Annotated in this window: 10 protein-coding genes; all 10 read right to left on the reverse strand. The window is 33.9% G+C overall.

The window, feature by feature from the left end; all coding sequences use genetic code 11:
* Window positions 1–98: 98 nt before the first annotated feature.
* The gene (locus V9L05_RS17260; protein WP_338813087.1) at window positions 99–305 is read right to left on the reverse strand and encodes a hypothetical protein; all 207 of its coding nucleotides are present in this window, start codon (window positions 303–305) and stop codon (window positions 99–101) included.
* Window positions 306–312: 7 nt separating this feature from the next.
* On the reverse strand, window positions 313–870 hold the full coding sequence (locus V9L05_RS17265) for a hypothetical protein (RefSeq protein WP_338813089.1): 558 nt from the start codon (window positions 868–870) through the stop codon (window positions 313–315).
* A 10-nt stretch (window positions 871–880) separates the two neighbouring features.
* Window positions 881–2,479, reverse strand: a complete 1,599-nt coding sequence (locus tag V9L05_RS17270; RefSeq protein WP_338813090.1) for an RHS repeat-associated core domain-containing protein — start codon at window positions 2,477–2,479, stop codon at window positions 881–883.
* Window positions 2,454–2,927: a hypothetical protein gene (locus V9L05_RS17275; protein ID WP_338813092.1), complete on the reverse strand. Its 474-nt coding sequence runs from the start codon at window positions 2,925–2,927 to the stop codon at window positions 2,454–2,456. The genes V9L05_RS17270 and V9L05_RS17275 overlap by 26 nt, the downstream gene beginning before the upstream one ends.
* A gap of 313 nt (window positions 2,928–3,240) precedes the next feature.
* A complete protein-coding gene (locus V9L05_RS17280) occupies window positions 3,241–3,588 on the reverse strand; it encodes a hypothetical protein (RefSeq protein ID WP_338813095.1) in 348 nt (115 codons plus the stop codon).
* Window positions 3,589–3,643: 55 nt separating this feature from the next.
* The gene (locus tag V9L05_RS17285) at window positions 3,644–3,994 is read right to left on the reverse strand and encodes a hypothetical protein (RefSeq protein ID WP_338813096.1); all 351 of its coding nucleotides are present in this window, start codon (window positions 3,992–3,994) and stop codon (window positions 3,644–3,646) included.
* Window positions 3,995–3,996: 2 nt separating this feature from the next.
* Entirely contained in the window at window positions 3,997–5,997 is a 2,001-nt protein-coding gene (locus V9L05_RS17290; protein WP_338813098.1) for an RHS repeat-associated core domain-containing protein, read from the reverse strand.
* A gap of 564 nt (window positions 5,998–6,561) precedes the next feature.
* The gene (locus V9L05_RS17295) at window positions 6,562–7,698 is read right to left on the reverse strand and encodes a hypothetical protein (RefSeq protein WP_338813099.1); all 1,137 of its coding nucleotides are present in this window, start codon (window positions 7,696–7,698) and stop codon (window positions 6,562–6,564) included.
* 3 nt (window positions 7,699–7,701) lie between these two features.
* The gene (locus V9L05_RS17300; protein WP_338813100.1) at window positions 7,702–12,354 is read right to left on the reverse strand and encodes a DUF6443 domain-containing protein; all 4,653 of its coding nucleotides are present in this window, start codon (window positions 12,352–12,354) and stop codon (window positions 7,702–7,704) included.
* Between the two features lie 58 nt (window positions 12,355–12,412).
* Window positions 12,413–17,215, reverse strand: coding sequence for a hypothetical protein (locus tag V9L05_RS17305; protein ID WP_338813101.1), 4,803 nt, complete (start codon window positions 17,213–17,215; stop codon window positions 12,413–12,415).
* Between the last annotated feature and the right edge of the window lie 998 nt (window positions 17,216–18,213).

Genomic DNA, 18,213 nt, shown 5'->3' on the forward strand with positions numbered 1-18,213 from the left:
GGACATTATTATTTTTTCTCTGAATGGTATTCGTAGTTTCACTAGAACAACCTATTAAGAAAGAAATAAGTAACAAATAAATAATATTTTTCATTTATTTAATTTTGTATGAAAGTGAAATTTCCAATTGACACATTATATTTTCTAGAATAACTTTTTCCTGAACGTTGTATATTAAAAGTGGTTTTATCAGTTATTCTTCTATGGAAAACACCTAGTGTACCATATTTATCTCTTCCTTGTGTATTAATTAAGTACCTTATATAACCTCTTTCACTAGCATCAGCTAAGAACAAATCTGCCAAAGGCTGGTCACTTTAACTCTTCTATTTGCTCATAATCTTGAGTGGCTATTCTACAGGTTAATGAAACTTCAGGTAAATAGACTCTATAAGTAACTAGATCTACACAGGTATATAATAGTCCATTCATCACTAATCTTCCTGTTCGTTGTTTATAAGTAGAGGTTTTCTTTTTTGAAGACAGGTTATTCAAGTGTTCTTGCAATTCCATTTCTTCTGCCAATCTCATGTCAGATATAAACTCATACTTCTCACTACCTTTTAAAACTACCAAAAGCTTTTCATCTTTAGAAGTTACATTATATTCGATAACACAATTTATTATTGCATTTTCATCCTTAATCCTTTTTGCCATTCTACTATCAGAAAGTGATATTAAATCTAATAACAATTCTTCTTTGTTAGTGTCCTTTTCAGAATATTGGTAGAAATGATAGTAAAAATCGTAATCTAGATCTCTAAATGACTGGGTACCATTGTAACTAACACAATTCTGTTTAGAATTTTCTTGACAAGAAAGTAAAAAAAATAAGAATGTAATAAAATAAATATTATTTTTAATAATCATAATCTGCTATTTAATACCCCCAATTTGTTATAATTTTTGAACTGTCAAAAGTTATTGAATACTTTTGATAATAACTCTTACCACTACGTTTTATAGAGAAATTATGTCTTTGTGTTTTAAATACAAATACTCCCCACCCTACTCCTTTTACATTATAAAAAGGACTTTGACTAGTATGGTTGCCATATAATCTATATTTTAACCTTCCCATCATTAGTTGCCCAGCTCTACTAGTCGAATTGGTTACTGTTCTAGAATATGAACCACCCAAACTAACTCCCCCACTAGAAGCACCACCAGTTATACCTCCTGTATTTCCTAAGGAAACAGAACTACCTTGTTCTTGTAAGATGTAATCTATTGCAAAGTCTTGTTCTCTAGTGATTTGACCATTAGCTGATATCATAGGCATAACATCTCCCCAAATAGGAAGCATTTGAAAAGTCATCTCTGTTTCATTTTCACTTTTAAGAAATTTAGTAATATTTACTATTTTCGTATAGTCATCTTGAGTCCAAGGCGTTCCATCATTACCTGCATACCTTACAAGGTTAACTTCTATAAATCCAGAGTATATAGGCTTCATAATTCCAGTATTTTTAGGAAAAAACAAAAGATAATAATCTATCTGTTCTTCCTCTACTGAAAAAGGAATTTTTACTGTATAACGATGTGCAACTAGTCCTTCATCCCCCACGCTACTCGCCACATTCTGAGGACGTTGATTACGAGAAGAAACAAGGGTCATTCTATCAGCCGTAGATTTTCTTGAGAAACCACCACCACTAGTAGCATACATCGCAGCTCTACCTCTATCACCTACTGACATACCAAAGTCTAAACCTGTACTAGAGGGAAAATAATTTCCATTGATATAGGTTGCTCCTTGTTGTAATAAAGAAGGAGAAATGCTTAGTGGAGGCAAAGGAATTGTAGGCATAAAAAGAGGAGCAGAGGGGCGCATCATGGGAGCAGGAAATCTAATCAAACCAACCTTAGTATCTCCCTCATCTTTCTTTTTCTCATCAGAAGACAATCCACTTGGATCATTATAAGAAACAGGATTATTATACCCAAACTGATAGACATTTATTCCTACAAACAAATCAGCTAACGGCTCTACCTGCCAAAAACGTCCTATTTGTGGGTCGTAACCTCTATTAGCTGTTTCGTAAAGCTCCAAACCAAAGGCTTTTTCTCGCTCTATCATGCCATTGAACTGATAAGCCAAATCGTTTTCCTTCTCCAAGCCCTTCATACCCATTCCGAAAGGATAATAATGATGTTCTTGCACAATAAGAGGACGGATGCGTTCAGTTATGTTTATTTCTAAGGCATCAAAATAAACAGCTTCTGTGTCTTGGTTGTCTATAAAAACAGTAAGATTGCCATCCTGTTCTACTTTTAGTTCACTAGTCAGTTTTTCCCACGAAACAGTAGCAGAAATAGTTATTTTTTGCCTTTTTTCTAAAATCAAACTATCTGTAGAATCTCTAAGCTGCAAGACTAATTCTCCTCTAGGAACATTATAGCTATCAGGTTCTAAACTTTTCGCCCTTTTGGCTCGGTTTAGCTCTCGCAAATTACGAACTACTGGTATAAAATCCAATAAATTGAATTGTACTTTTGGACTTTATTGGATACGTGTTTATTGTTCCTGTTGCTGCACTTCCCAAAGACAACAAAACATCTTTTTTAGCTTGCTTAACTCCTTTTTTTGGGTCGTGTTGGGCTATTTCTGGGTCATTAGTGGCAAAGACAAGCGCACTAATTTTGTCTCCTTTTTCTACTTTTATAGTTTTAGAAATAGGTTTATCAGCATTGGTAAGGCGTGCCGAATAACTGCCTTCTTGTTCTTTGAGGTCGGTTCTTGCTTCTTTTACATTGGCAAAGGCTTCTTCTTCACTCTTTGCACTATCTAGTTCCATCGTTAGGGTATAACGCCCTGTACGTTGTTCTTCTTTCTCAAAAGCAAGGCGTAAGTTGCCCAAATGGTCTTTGTAGTGGTATTCTCGTACATAACTTCCTTGTCTATAAACCATCCTTCCCTCTGGCATTGGGAAAAAGTCTAATACATCATCTTTGTACTGAAAACCATTTACAGAATCTATTTTTTTCTTTTCTCCATCTTCTGAAACTACTTTTTGTAGTTTCGAACCTGCGCCATTGTAGGTATAAATTATTTTATCAAGTGAATTACCTATTCTATTGATTTGAGTAGGTAATTTGAAATGATTGTAAGTGAATTCTATATCATTATTTTAAGAATAAAACCAATTACACACAAAAATACCTACACTCGTAAATCTAAGATTTAGCTACGCAGACTTAAAAGTTGCCATACTGATAAATCGTAGTCGAAGACAACGCTTAACAATAAAAACAATCTAAGCCCAACGAGAGTGCTCGTTGATTCCCCATTCTATCAGCTATAGGTTTTCTTGAAAAACTACCACTACTCATATCATTACCCATTGCAGCTCTACCTCTATCACCTACCGACATACCAAAGTCTAAACCTGTACTAGATGGAAAGTAATTTCCATTGATATAGGTTGCTCCTTGTTGTAATAAAGAAGGAGTAATAGACAATGATAAAGGAGGTAGATTCATAGTGGGAAGAAATACATTCCCAAAACGAGCAACAGGAGGTATAGGAATGTGTATCAAACCAACCCTAGTATCTCCTTCATCTTTCTTTTTCTCATCAGAAGACAACCCAGTCGCAGAAAACGCTTAACAACTTAATCACAATCGACTAACGAGGTTGAGATTATCTCTGTAAAACTGCACCTGACTGCGTTGAAACAACTATATGATTATCTACTTTTATTTTAAGATAATAAATTTGTGATTCTGAATCATACTCTGATTTTACATCACATTTTTTTACTTTGTCAAATACTGTTTTTTTAAAATCTAAGTATAAAGTATCATTCTGTAAAGTAGTATCACATCCACATGCACTATAGTATGTTTCTAATAATGTACTATAATTTACATGAAGAGTATCTGAATCAAATCTATAATTTTCAATATCTAGATTTGATTCTTTATAACTTACTTCTGTTTTACAAGAAATAAAAATAAATAACAATAAAATCTGTAATAAGTTAATTTTCATATCTATTTACTGTTTAGTTTATTAATTGCTTTAGTTAATTCTCTAGGAGTTTCAAAACCGAAATAATCATCTACATCTAATTCTATTCCTGTAACTTGATAGAAAACATCTCTTGCCCAATCAGCACAAGTATGAGTTTTGCTCCATTCATCATATTTGCCGATTGCATTCGTGAATTTTTGATGCTGTTTCTTGCTTATGGTAATATAGTAACTATATATTTCTGGACTTTTCATCTTTTCTAGTTCCATATCTACCCTAACATCCGTCCATTTTCCCTTAGGGTCTGATTTAAAAAGGTCTGATTCAATGTCTGGATGATCATCTGGCCATAAACCATAAGTATTAAGTAATTTTTTATCTAGCTTTGATATAGATAACCAAGCATGACCGTCAATCATGCCACTATCTTCTGGAACATTAGAATGTATGCCTATTATAGCATATGGTTTATTTTCATCATCTTGTAGATTAGAAAAATTAGATACTCCAATACTCTTTATATTTTCTTGGAAAGCTGCAATGTAAAGATTTCTTCCTATAGAGTTCCCCTCCCCCACACTACTAACCACATTACTAGCTCGTTGATTACGAGAAGAAACAAGGGTCATTCTATCAGCCGTAGGTTTTCTTGAGAAACCACCACCACTAGTAGCATACATCGCAGCTCTACCTCTATCTCCTACCGACATACCAAAGTCTAAACCTGTACTAGATGGAAAATAATTTCCATTGATATAGGTTGCTCCTTGTTGTAATAAAGAAGGAGAAATGCTTAGTGGAGGCAAATGCATCGTAGGCATAAAAGGAGGAGCAGACGGGCGCATCATAGGAGAAGGAAGATAAGGAAGAGTTAAAGTATTTTTACTCAAACCAACACTAGTATCTCCCTCATCTTTCTTTTTCTCATCAGAAGACAATCCACTAGGATCATTATAAGAAACAGGATTGTTATATCCAAACTGATAGACATTTATTCCTACAAACATATCAGCTAATGGTTCTACTTGCCAAAAACGTCCTAGTTGTGGATCGTAACCTCTATTAGCTGTTTCGTAAAGCTCCAAACCAAAGGCTTTTTCTCGCTCTATCATTCCGTTGAACTGATAAGCAAGGTCGTTTTCTTTCTCCAATCCCTTCATACCCATTCCAAAAGGATAGTAGTGGTGTTCTTGGACAATGAGAGCACGGATGCGTTCGGTAATGTTGATTTCTAGCGCATCAAAATAAACGGCTTCTGTGTCTTGATTATCAATAAAGACAGTCAAGTTTCCGTTTTCTTTTGCTGTGAAATCTGCTGTTAGCTTTTCCCACGAAACAGTAGCAGAAATAGTAATTTTTTGCCTTTTTTCTACAATCAAACTATCTGTCGAATCTCTAAGCTGCAAGACTAGCTCTCCTCTAGGAACATTATAGCTATCAGGTTCTAAACTTTTCGCCCTTTTGGCTCGGTTTAGCTCTCGCAAATTACGAACTACAGGGATAAAATCCAATAGATTTAATTGTACTTTTGGACTTTGTATAGTTTGAGTTGTGGACGGACTTACTTCTGGAACGCCTTCAATTTCTATTTCTTGTTGTATCGGATAGGTGTTTATTGTTCCTGCTGCTGCACTTCCCAAAGACAACAAAATATCTTTTTTAGCTTGCTTAACTCCTTTATTAGGGTCGTGTTGGGCTATTTCTGGGTCATTAGTGGCAAAGACAAGCGCACTAATTTTGTCTCCTTTCTCTACTTGTATAGTTTTAGAAATCGGTTTATCAGCATTGGTAAGACGTGCCGAATAACTACCTTGCTGTTCTTTGAGATCGGTTCTTGCTTCTTTTACATGACTAAAAGATTCTTCTTCACTCTTTGCACTATCTAGTTCCATCGTTAGGGTATAACGCCCTGTACGTTGTTCTTCTTTCTCAAAAGCAAGGCGTAAGTTGCCCAAATGGTCTTTGTAGTGATATTCTCTTACATAACTTCCCTGTCTATAAACTATTCTTCCCTCTGGCATTGGGAAAAAGTCTAGTATATCATCTTTGTACTGGAAACCATTTACATAATCTATTTTTTTCTTTTCTCCATCTTCGCTTACTACTTTTTGTAGTTTCGAACCTGCGCCATTGTAGGTGTAAATTATTTTATCAAGTGGATTGCCTATTCTATTGATTTGAGTAGGTAATTCGAAATGATTATAAGTGAATATATATCATTTTTTTAATAAAAAAACAATTACACACAAAAATACCTATACTCGCAAATCTAAGATTTGCCATATTGATAAATCGTAGTCGCAGACAACGCTTAACAACTTAACTCAACAAAATGGTTTTAAAGAATCTGTATATGAAAAATAGTCAGAAGTACAATTCTACCCTTACTCTAATTTAAAAGCTATATTAATTATTATATAACCATTTTCTAAATGATATATTTGAGTATTCATTTGCACAACAGCGCATTTTTGCTTGTGTAAAAAACAAAACTTTATACGATAGAAAGGGAATAAATTTTAACAATTTTTCTAAAGGATAGGCTTGGTTTTACCATAGTTTTCAAGGGATAAAATGCAAAAACTCTAATAATACTCATATACAGTTTCATAAATCTCTTTAGGAGAATTATTGTAGGTGATTGTTTTTGTTATTTTAATAAGATTACCCTTTTTGTCATACAAATAAGTTCTAATTTTCTTATGATTACCTCCATAATGAGTTTCTTCTGATTCTATTCTTCCTTTACTATTATAGTAGTAGCGACACTCCTTAATATTGTTTTCTCCTTCACCTAATATATCACAAATCTCCTTTGAAAAAACAAGATTATCCAAAGTATCATATTGAAATTCTTGAATTAAAGAGTCAAAAAAAATAAATTCACAAGGAAATACATTTTTCATTTCTTCTCCATTTTCATCTAAATCAAATCTTGTTGGATAACTAGGGTTTTTCTTATACACCCTTCTACGAATTTGATCTTTTTCGTAAACAAAATATGCTTCTAATGCATCTTTTTGACAGCGTTTTTCTGCATAGCTAATAATTCTTCCTTCTTTATCATATTGATAAGAAACTTGATGATAATTAGGCTTAGATGTATAACTTTCAGTTAATAAATTTCCTAATGAATCGTAAGTAATTATAAAATCTTCACGTCTATGATAGGGAGGAAAGCCATGTGATTTTTCACTCTTTAACTTACCATTTTCGTGATACTCATAAGTTGTTTTTGCTTTTTGTGAACCATCCTTGTAACTTCCCTCCTTTTGAATAAGTTTTTGATCTTGATAGGTAAAGATGGTATTATAAATAAGGTTAAGCCTATGTCCATCCCTAATTACATTATAAATCTCTTTCTCACTTATTTTTAAACCATTCTCATAAGTAATATAAACAGAGGTGGTATCAATTATGTCATGAAAATGTGAATGAGATATTGTTTTTTCACTTGTTTTTAAAGTGTCCTCATAAGTAGTATAAACATACGTAGTGTCAAAAGTACGCTCTCTAGCTCTACCTCCATACGCCCAAATCACATATTCAAATTCTACTAAACCCAACTCATTTATCTTTTTTTGATGATAAGTAGTATCATTAGCATGCGAATCTGTTGGTAATGGGGTAATTAATCGATAAATATTTTCTTTTACCTTACTTTGTCCTAATAAATTAAACGAAATAAATAAAAGTACTATAGTAATAAGAATTTGTTTCATATATTATTTTATTTTGTAATTTTCACGATGCCAAAAAACAGTATAGCCAATTACAGCAGTTGCTCTATTACTAAGTGAGCTGTTACCATATTTATTCTTATCATTGTATATTAAATTAAAAGGTAATTTTGCTTTTTGATATCCAGTTTTTAACTGATTGTAAAAATCTGTTGACATAGTAAAACCTTGAAATGCATCTGTAAAGCGACGATGGTTATTTCCTTCTTCTCCAAAGTCATATCCATCCCAATGTGTTCCTCCATTTGCTGGGTCAATTCCAATACGAAGCAAAGCCTTGAAGGCATTAGCAATCGCATTTTTTTTATTTGGAAAACCTATCACATCAAGTTTGTCTAAACTCAAACCTCTCGTATATCCTCCATTTTTAACCTTACCATTCCACTCTACATAATCTCCGTTCATTATTTGGTTTAAGGTAAGACCTGTTTCACTTGCGTAGTTTCTAATTGCCCAAGCAACTCCTAGTCCATCATCTAGTGTGTTCTCATTGTATGAGCGTCCAGCATATCTCTTTAAATCACCTTGCGAAATATTTTTACCATTAAGTTTTAATAAACGATGTACCCTATCTGCTATCATAACAAGTGCATCTGGAGAATCCTCACCATTCTGTAGTTCTCCATTTGAAGAATATATGGCTAGTTTAACTCCTTGTTGCTCTCCTACCGAACTCACCACATTCTGCGCTCGTTGATTTCTTCCAGAAACAAGAGTCATTCTATCTGCTATAGGTTTTCTGGTAGAACCTCCTAAAGCTCGCATATTGTCATCCATTGCTGCTCTACCTCTATCTCCTACCGACATACCAAAGTCTAAACCTGTACTAGATGGAAAATAATTTCCATTGATATAGGTTGCGCCTTGTTGTAAAGGAGGAGTAATAGACAAGGATAAAGGAGGTAGATTCATAGTGGGAACAAATACATTCCCAAAATAAGCAACAGGAGGTATAGCAGGTATAGTAAAGGTTAAACCAACCTTAGTATCTCCCTCATCTTTCTTTTTCTCATCAGAAGACAATCCACTAGGATCATTAAAACTAACAGGATTATTATACCCAAACTGATAGACATTTATTCCTACAAACATATCTGCCAACGGCTCTACCTGCCAAAAACGTCCGATTTGTGGGTCATAACCTCGGTTTGCTGTTTCATAAAGCTCCAAACCAAATGCTTTTTCTCGCTCTATCATTCCGTTGAACTGATACGCCAAATCATTTTCCTTCTCCAATCCCTTCATATTCATTCCGAAAGGATAGTAGTGGTGTTCTTGGACAATAAGAGGACGGATGCGTTCAGTTATATTTATTTCTAGCGCATCAAAATAAACAGCTTCTGTGTCTTGGTTGTCAATGAAAACAGTAAGGTTTCCATCTTCTTTAGCTGTAAAATCTGCTGTTAGCTTCTCCCACGAAACAGTAGCAGAAATAGTTATTTTTTGCCTTTTTTCTACAATCAAACTATCTGTAGAATCTCTAAGCTGCAAGACTAATTCTCCTCGTGGGACATTATAACTATCAGGTTCTAAACTTTTCGCCCTTTTGGCTCGGTTTAGCTCTCGCAAATTACGAACTACAGGGATAAAATCCAATAGATTTAATTGTACTTTTGTACTTTGTATAGTTTGAGTTGTGGACGGACTTACTTCTGGAACGCCTTCAATTTCTATTTCTTGTTGTATCGGATAGGTGTTTATTGTTCCTGCTGCTGCACTTCCCAAAGACAACAAAATATCTTTTTTAGCTTGCTTAACTCCTTTATTAGGGTCGTGTTGGGCTATTTCTGGGTCATTAGTGGCAAAGACAAGCGCACTAATTTTGTCTCCTTTCTCTACTTGTATAGTTTTAGAAATCGGTTTATCAGCATTGGTAAGACGTGCCGAATAACTACCTTGCTGTTCTTTGAGATCGGTTCTTGCTTCTTTTACATGACTAAAAGATTCTTCTTCACTCTTTGCACTATCTAGTTCCATCGTTAGGGTATAACGCCCTGTACGTTGTTCTTCTTTCTCAAAAGCAAGGCGTAAGTTGCCCAAATGGTCTTTGTAGTGATATTCTCTTACATAACTTCCCTGTCTATAAACTATTCTTCCCTCTGGCATTGGGAAAAAGTCTAGTATATCATCTTTGTACTGGAAACCATTTACATAATCTATTTTTTTCTTTTCTCCATCTTCGCTTACTACTTTTTGTAGTTTCGAACCTGCACCATTGTAGGTATAAATTATTTTATCAAGTGGATTGCCTATTCTATTGATTTGAGTAGGCAATTCGAAATGATTATAAGTGAATTCTACGCCTTTTTCATTGTTTTTAGTAAGACTGCCACTATGGTTATATTCAAAGTCAGTAGAACTAGAATGAGAGCCATTTTCGAAGTCATCCGAATCATTTGTACTTGCTACATCATTGACATCAACAAGCATTAACCCTCTATTTTCCATCCAAGAATAAGAATAACTCATGTCATCTATAACGCCATAGGTATGTACTCCTCCTGCTCTATCCAACTGAATAACGCCGTGTCTTTTCATGTGCAAGATATTTCCATCTAAGTCATATTCTATTCCTTGGACGTTATAGTTACCTACTTCTTCTGTGAATAGATTGGAGCTTTCATTTTTAGCAGCAAAAAAAGCATCTGTTAGCCTTCCCATCTTATCGTAATCAAAGGCATATTGTCTTTGCACATTATCAGATGCACTTTTCCAACGTATGGTAGATATTTTCCCATCCAAATATTCTCTACCTCCATAGCCATTTTGGTACATAATTTCCATTCCAAAAAGATCATCGCCATTGCTTAGTTCTGCATCATTGATATGCGTAAGCCATCCTCTTTCATTGTAACGGTAATCTACATCTTGCAAAAATTCTATTCCATCTTCCGAATGAATTTGTTTTTTGCTCGTCTGCCCTAGCTCATTGTACTGATAACGACTAAGAAGAACTTCTTCTTGATTATCTATTTTTTGTCGCACCTCTTTTGTTCTACCTACATGGTCATAGGCATACGAATACTTAACCTTTACTTGATGACCTGTATTTGTAGGCTGTTGTGTTACTATGGTAGTGTGTTCGGTTTGTGTTTGCAGCACCTTTCCTTCAAAATCGTATTCTGTATAACTAATATCTATTCCTTCTTTATGATTTTGAGTTTGTGCCTGAATAGCACGTCCATAATCATCGTAATAAACAACTGACTTTAAAAAAGTAGTCGGTTGCTGATGTGGGTTTTGACTGTCCAAAATGGCTACTTTTGAGCCTGTTGGCATCCCTTTTACACGAGTATCTTGTTCAGGAGAGTTGGCAAAAGGAGAAGTTTTGAAAGATAGTTCATCTATTTCCAAAAAACCATAGTCATCATAATAATTTACAGTATGTACAATAAACTCTCCTCCTAATGAAGAAAAGGAAGTGTTGGTATAATAATGCGTTGTTGGGTCGTCATTTCTTGTTTCGAATAGGTTCGTTTCTAATTCAATTGCATTACTAGGAAGGTAACTCCTTGTATGAACATATAACCCCGTTTGAATAGGTCTTCCTAGATTGTCATATTTAGTAAAAGTAAACTCTCCTCTTGTATATTGCTCTGGAGTTTGTACTAAAATTGGTCTATCTAACTTATCATAATAAACACTTGTTGTATGTTTTAAGTGTCCTGGAGTATGTTTTCTAACCAATCTACCTCTTTTATCATAGTTATAACTATAAGCACCATTACCATTACAACCACTAAAAGTTTGAGTAGTCTGATTGAGTAATTTTTTTGTAAGTTCTGGGGGAATAACAAGTTTAAGCTGTTCTAAAGCATTATATACATAATACGTTTGCGCCCACTCGTTATTTCCTGCATCTATACGTTTGAGGATTATCTTTCCTGTTTTGTCTGTAAATATTTTCATACGAACGCCATGCTCATCCTCTACTTCCGAAACATAGAGTTCTCCTGCTGGATAGCTTTGACTGTAATCAAAAGGACATGCATCAACATATTCGCTTACCCACATTCTAACATCATCTTGAAGCGTATTTGTTCTTGTAGTTCCTTTTCGTGTGGCGTTGCCAAGTTGCCAGTTTTGTCCAATATTTCCCACTTCTTTTATTCTTGCTGTGGGTGCATCTTCTATATCTACTTCTATCAAAGCATAATTGGTATTTGCAATGCCAGTTTGCTGCTGATAAAACTCCTTCTGATTCGCTATAGGATTTTGATCAAAATTACCCTGATTTTGGCTTGTATAAGAGAGATATTGTTTGGTCTGTCTTCCAAACTTATCATAGTCTGCAAAAGAGATTTGGTCTTTTCTTGTTGGAGATGCTTCTCTGACATTGGTTTGTATATTTCGTCCTAGTCCATCGAAATAAGCTGTAGCGACTGCCACCTTTTCGACAGGTTGATTACGCATATCGTTTTGCGTCTGAATAGGTGTTCTGGCTGTATAGACACGTAAAAACATATAATCAGGAAGATTATATGAACTTGGCAGATCATCTTCTTGATTGATTTGTTCTTCTGTTAGACTATCTACTTCTGAATTAAGTAATAAAGAGTCAAAAGAGGAGTTAGATACCTGTGCTTTTGCAAAAAAAGTAGTACAGATAGATAAAAGCACAAAAATTAAAGTTCTCATAGTTAAGCTAAATGAAGATATACAAGATGTATTTTTTTAAAAATCAATATTATTTCTACTAACGAATAGAAGGACAAATGTCTATTTCTAGTGTGGTTAGTAATAGAATAACTGGCTCAGGATTACCTATTTCAGGTGGTAATTGCTTTTGCAATACAATTGTGTATCTGCCTGCATTACTAAAAGTATAAGTAAATGTAGGTTGTGAGTTATCAGAAAACTCATTTATTTCTATTCCATCTAAAAGAATGGTAAATACAAACTTTTCTCCATTTCCCATAGGCTGTAGAGGAACGAAATTATTGAAAGTGATCATAACTTGATCATCTATTAATATTTCGTGTTTGTGTATTTGTGTAGGTATACCTATGGCTCCTGAACCAAGTAGAAAAAGATAAGCAGGGTCATAAGGTGTACTAGTGCCACAATTTTGTGAAACATCAATTTTTCGTGGGTCTGCATCTACTCTTGTTCCTTGTGCATCTGTTACAGTAAGTCTTACAATATAATTGCCTCTGATATTGCCAACTCTACGTAGCTCACGTGGAATAGAAAAGCTAAAATTTTCTTCTGTAGATTGGCGTATTACTCTTCCTTCATACTCAACAGTCCATTCATACGTAAATGGTGCTACTCCACCTCGTAGGTGAGGGGTATATTCATTACATGTTCCAATACAATGAAAATTACTTCCCAAAATTGATGCTTTTAGCTCTCCACCAGTAAGAATATCATATGTGGCTTCTGCTGTTGTATTAGTAGCATCTTTTACAATAACTCGTGCTGTATAATTATCTATTGATGTATAACAATAAGTAAAGGTGGAACTTGTTTCGCTAGGGTCAAATGTACCATCACCAGAATACCATTGGTAGGTATAAGGAGGCATTCCACCTGTTACAGTAGGGGTAAATGTAAAACAATTATTGTTGTTGTTTACTCCTGTTAAAGATACTCTTAGATTGAGAGTAGGATCAACAACTAGACCTCTTACTTGTACAGCTGTACGAAGTTCTACCCAATAGCCTTGTACTATTTCTATATGCAATGTAGTTATGTATGTGCCTAGTTGTGAGTAAGAGTGAGAAACAGGAGTAATCGTTCCATTTCTAGTTGGAGAAACACTACCATCTCCAAAACTCCACCTATGATTATAAGAACCACCATCTGAAAAACAGCGTCCTTGCAGACTTAGAAGTGAAAAAATAATTGTTTCGTTTCTTCGTGCAACCGTTTTATCAGCACGCATAAGCCCTGCAAATGAAGAAGTATAGTGCATCTGTCCATCACGCAAAAATCCATTTTCTTGATAAGTAACAATATTATTCTTGTGATCTCTTATTTCTTCAACTCTTCTGTAAGGATCATAATACGTTGTCATGGTGCGTTGATTCGCATCGACTGACTGGGTAGCTCCAATAAGTGGGCGATAGAACGTATTATTCATTAGTGCTGACTTTGGATGTACACGTAGTTCATCTATATAGATAACATTATTATCTTGTGTACTTGTAATTGCCCCTACTTGGTAGAGTAGGCGATGAAAATTATTGCTATGGAGAGCAGGATTGTAATTAATATCAAAATCAAACTCTTGGTAAGTCCACTCTTGATCAGAACCTGAAAAAGTAAAAGTATATGTATCAGAGTACCCTGATTTCAAATTTACTCCACCTTCTCCTTTAGACCAAAAAGAAATAGTATATGTTCCTGCTGGAATAGGCTCGTCTACACGATGAGGAATAAGGGTACGAAAGGTAAGCACTCCATCAGGTTCGTAATTGGCAGCTTCTGCAGGATAATAACTTGCATTTCCTCTGAAAGATTTACGAGTAGTAATTCCTGTAGCTACATATTCGTTACCATATCTTTCAAAACCATCATAAGCTACTTGGCGATGAGAAGCACCATGAACACTAGCAATAGGATAAGCACCATTGTATCCATAAATGGTAGCACTAGGAACATTATCTTCTTTATTTGCTGATGTCAAATTTCCATATTTATCATACGACAAGAAATCAATTTGTTTCTTATATCGGTTATCAAATACTAGTTGAGTTGGAGCAAGTAGTTGTATAGAAGAGAACTGAAAGTCAGTAATAAATTGATTGCTTTCGATAGCATAGTTAGCAAGAGGTGCTAAAAATATATGACTTTCTATTCCACCTCCACCTTGAGTATTTAAAAAAACTTGATATTCATATTCTTGGAACGTATTTATAGTAGCTCCAAGTAAATAAGGTAATTTATTTGGTTCTTTCTTAAAACTAGCTGCTTCAATTACATTTGCAATAATATGTTTGTCTTTGAGCTGTTTCATAGCCTGTACATGCATGTCTGGCGAACTGAATAGATTATCGTTATGTATATTATCATAGTCTAACAAGTATTTGGATTTACTGATATATTCTATTCCATTATTTCCACTGCTTCGTACTTCTACTGGATACAAATGGTTTGGGCTATATCCATAAGTAGAGGTAGTATAGATAGATTCTCCACTATGGCTTTGGTCGTATTGATAACCTTCTGTTTTCTTCAAAAATAAAGCTTTAGATTCTATAGGAGAATACTGATAAGCTACGGTACGAGCTATTTGAGTTTGAATCTCTGGTAAACTACAATTTGAAAATTCTTTTAAATAAGCAATCAGGCGAGGAAAAGATTGATAATGATTAGGGGAGAGAGAAAGTGAAGACACTTCGTATTCCTTCTTGGTATGGGTAATAATATTTCCATCTTTATCATATAATTTACTTTCTAAAGGAAGTCCGTTTTGTAACTCATAACTTTTGCTAGGTACAAATGGAAATAGTCGCCCTCCTTCTTGAGGTGTAAATGTATACGTATTTTCACTATATCCATTTTCTGCTACTTCACCAAACTTTTTTGTAATCTTGGTATAATAAAGAGCATTAGAAACAAATTTTTGAGTTCTATCTACATTACTAGCTGTTAGATAGCTCACTACTTGTGGCGAAGTAGCACAATCTATATGTTCATATATAGTATAATGATAAATAGGATAAGTAAGTAATTTTCCACTTGAAATACCATTTTCCAATTCGTATTCAAAGTTTGTAATAATGTCTTTTTCTGAATCATTGCCATCATGTACAGTGGTTTTTTTAAGTCGAATACCTCCAACTAAACTATTTGCCCCTCCATCTGACCATTTTTCTGAATATTCAAGTTGTACCTTAGGAGTAGAAATTAATGCTGTAGGAGCAGCATTCCAACGAAGTTCATGTTTACCACCCACTAATGAAACTGAAAAACTAGGAGATGTTCCTGTTGTGGTCTGTATCCATTCAATAGCACCATTCTTACGAATCTCTAATGATAATGTTGCACCAGCAGGATTATCGATATTTAGAGTAATATTTTGTGCTTGGTCAAGAGCAAACCAGCGTTTTTGATTAATAATTTCAGAAGGTGAGGTAGTAAGAGCATAATTTTCTTGCACAGGACGACTTGCAAAAGTACGTAAATCAGCACGATTTGCTTCATATTCATATTTAGTCCAGCCACCTGATGGATATATAACTCGTTTTAAAGTTCTTCCAAAAACTCTGTTCTCATCTATACTTCTATCAGCTTGTCCAATCTGAATATCGCCATAATTTATTACTGGAATACTCGTTGTATAATCTAGTGCATTTGTACCATTATAATATCCCCAATGGTCTGTTCCTGAATTTGGATCGTAGGCTTCATTACCATCATAATATTCAAATCTATGAGGGAAGGAGGTCAAACAATCATTTATTTCTTCTTTTATAGTAGTAATATAATGCTCCCCACTATAATCAAGTTGAAAAGAATGTATTATTTCTTCTGATAAATTTTTGACTTTTATTCCACGCAGTAAAACACCAATTTCAAATTTGACTGTTCCTAATTCTGAACGAATCTCATCTATAATAAGTGTACGATTGATCTTTGTTTTAATCTTTTTGTATTCTCTTTTATTGGATATACTACTATTATAGGGGATAAAATCTTGCTCAGAAGTATTTAGATAGGTACTATTTGATAGTAGAGTGCGATAGGAAAACTCAATAGCATCTGTTTCGAAAGGATCTTCTATTTTATCTAAATACCAAGAGGAAACAAAGTCATAAATCATCAGAGGAGAAGTTTGAACAAAACCACTAGGAATACCATTAGCATCAATATTTTGTGTGCTTTTGCTTATTTCTGCGTTTGTTTGCTCTGTTTTGGCAACTCCTCCAAAACGATATATTATTCCATCTGAGGTGTAGATTGTCCAGTTTTGTAATGTATCGTTTATGTTAGTAGGAGGTATTATCTTTAAATCAGATTGAGGAATTGTATGCGCAACATATCCATCAGTTGTTTTCTCAAGCACAATTCTGCCACTCATGCCGTCAAAATTATAATAGTAAGCATCAGCTTCAGTGTCTAGTTCTCCTTTAGCAACAGCAGGAAGAAGGCTCAAATCAGTCTGAGTAGGAGTTATGAGTCCTCTGTTTAGAGAAGCAAAATAACCTACATTTGGTGTCTCATCAGGTAATCCGTTTACAAAACGAGTAATCATTCCACCAGCCTGCAATGACCAGTCATATCCAGCCCAAGACTTTGCTTTATCTTTTTTGTTTCCTTGAGGATAATAAGAAAGAGAAATATTTGTATTTAATGAGCGACTTGAAAGGGAATAAATTGGAATACCAATCTGAGGCAGAGCATTGGCTGCACTCAGAGGACTCGCTCCATATTTAGCTAAGGCTGTAGAATTCGAAGAAGGAGTAATAGTTCCATTCCCATTAAAATCAGATTGACTGTAAGAATAGAAAGAGAAAAAACTAAATATAAGTAAAACGACAATCCTTTGCATAAATTCCTTAAATATAAAAGTGTAAGTAGATCTTTTACTATTATATAAATAGTAAAAAAAGAAGCTTAAAATCGTTATAGTAATATAATTCTATAAGCTGTTAATTTTTAAATTTCTTTTTCATTAAAAATTAAGCTGTGCAAAGGTAAGTTTATTTTTTTTAATTCAAAAAAAAACAGTGTTTTTTTTATTGAAAATTACTTTGTACTTTTTTATAAAAAAAATACCAAAAGCTAGTTTTTAGTACAGTAGATGATAATTTTGCATACAGTACAGTAAAGGGTTTTAGACTGTTCTTATTTCTTTATTTTTCAAATTTTATTTCTTAAGTAGAGATAATATTGATTCTTCTTATATATTTTTTTCGTTGACTCAATATATAGTCCGTCCTTATAAATTGTTTTTTTCGTGTAAAATTGAAAAATAAGGTTTGTAAAATGAGGACAAAAAAATGGGAGGCATTTTGTTTTGCTTTTTTCAAACTCCAAGCTGTGGCTGTAAGCATCGCATTTATTTTATGATGCATTTCTGTGTAAATAATTCTTCTCTATTCTAATCTAAACTGACTTTTCAAGTGACCAATTACAGGTTCAATAACAGATCTTCTTCTAAACTTAAACCTATTTTATTGCCAAATTCATACTTTTTACCTACTTTATGTTTGGTAAAATAATAGGTAATTTCTTCATTTATTTACGTGCTTTTTTTAACTCTTCTAGGATGCTGGTTATTATAACAATTTCTAAGATACTCTTTACTTTTTTTGTGATACGATTACAAGCATCAATAATCTGTTTTGCTAATTTTGCGTCAGTAGGAAATGTGGTATTATTACTCTGAACAGTAGTGTCAGATAAATAAGAGCTGTTTTCTGCATCTTTACCTGTAAATTGACAGAATAAGCAAATATTTTTTCTACTACATTCTTTAGCTATATGTTTACTAAAATAAACAAAATCACTAGGATCAACAGGAAAATTATGTCGAAAATAAGAATA

Origin of the sequence: Bernardetia sp. Wsw4-3y2 (assembly GCF_037126295.1) — a bacterium.
Classification (GTDB): Bacteria; Bacteroidota; Bacteroidia; order Cytophagales; family Bernardetiaceae; genus Bernardetia.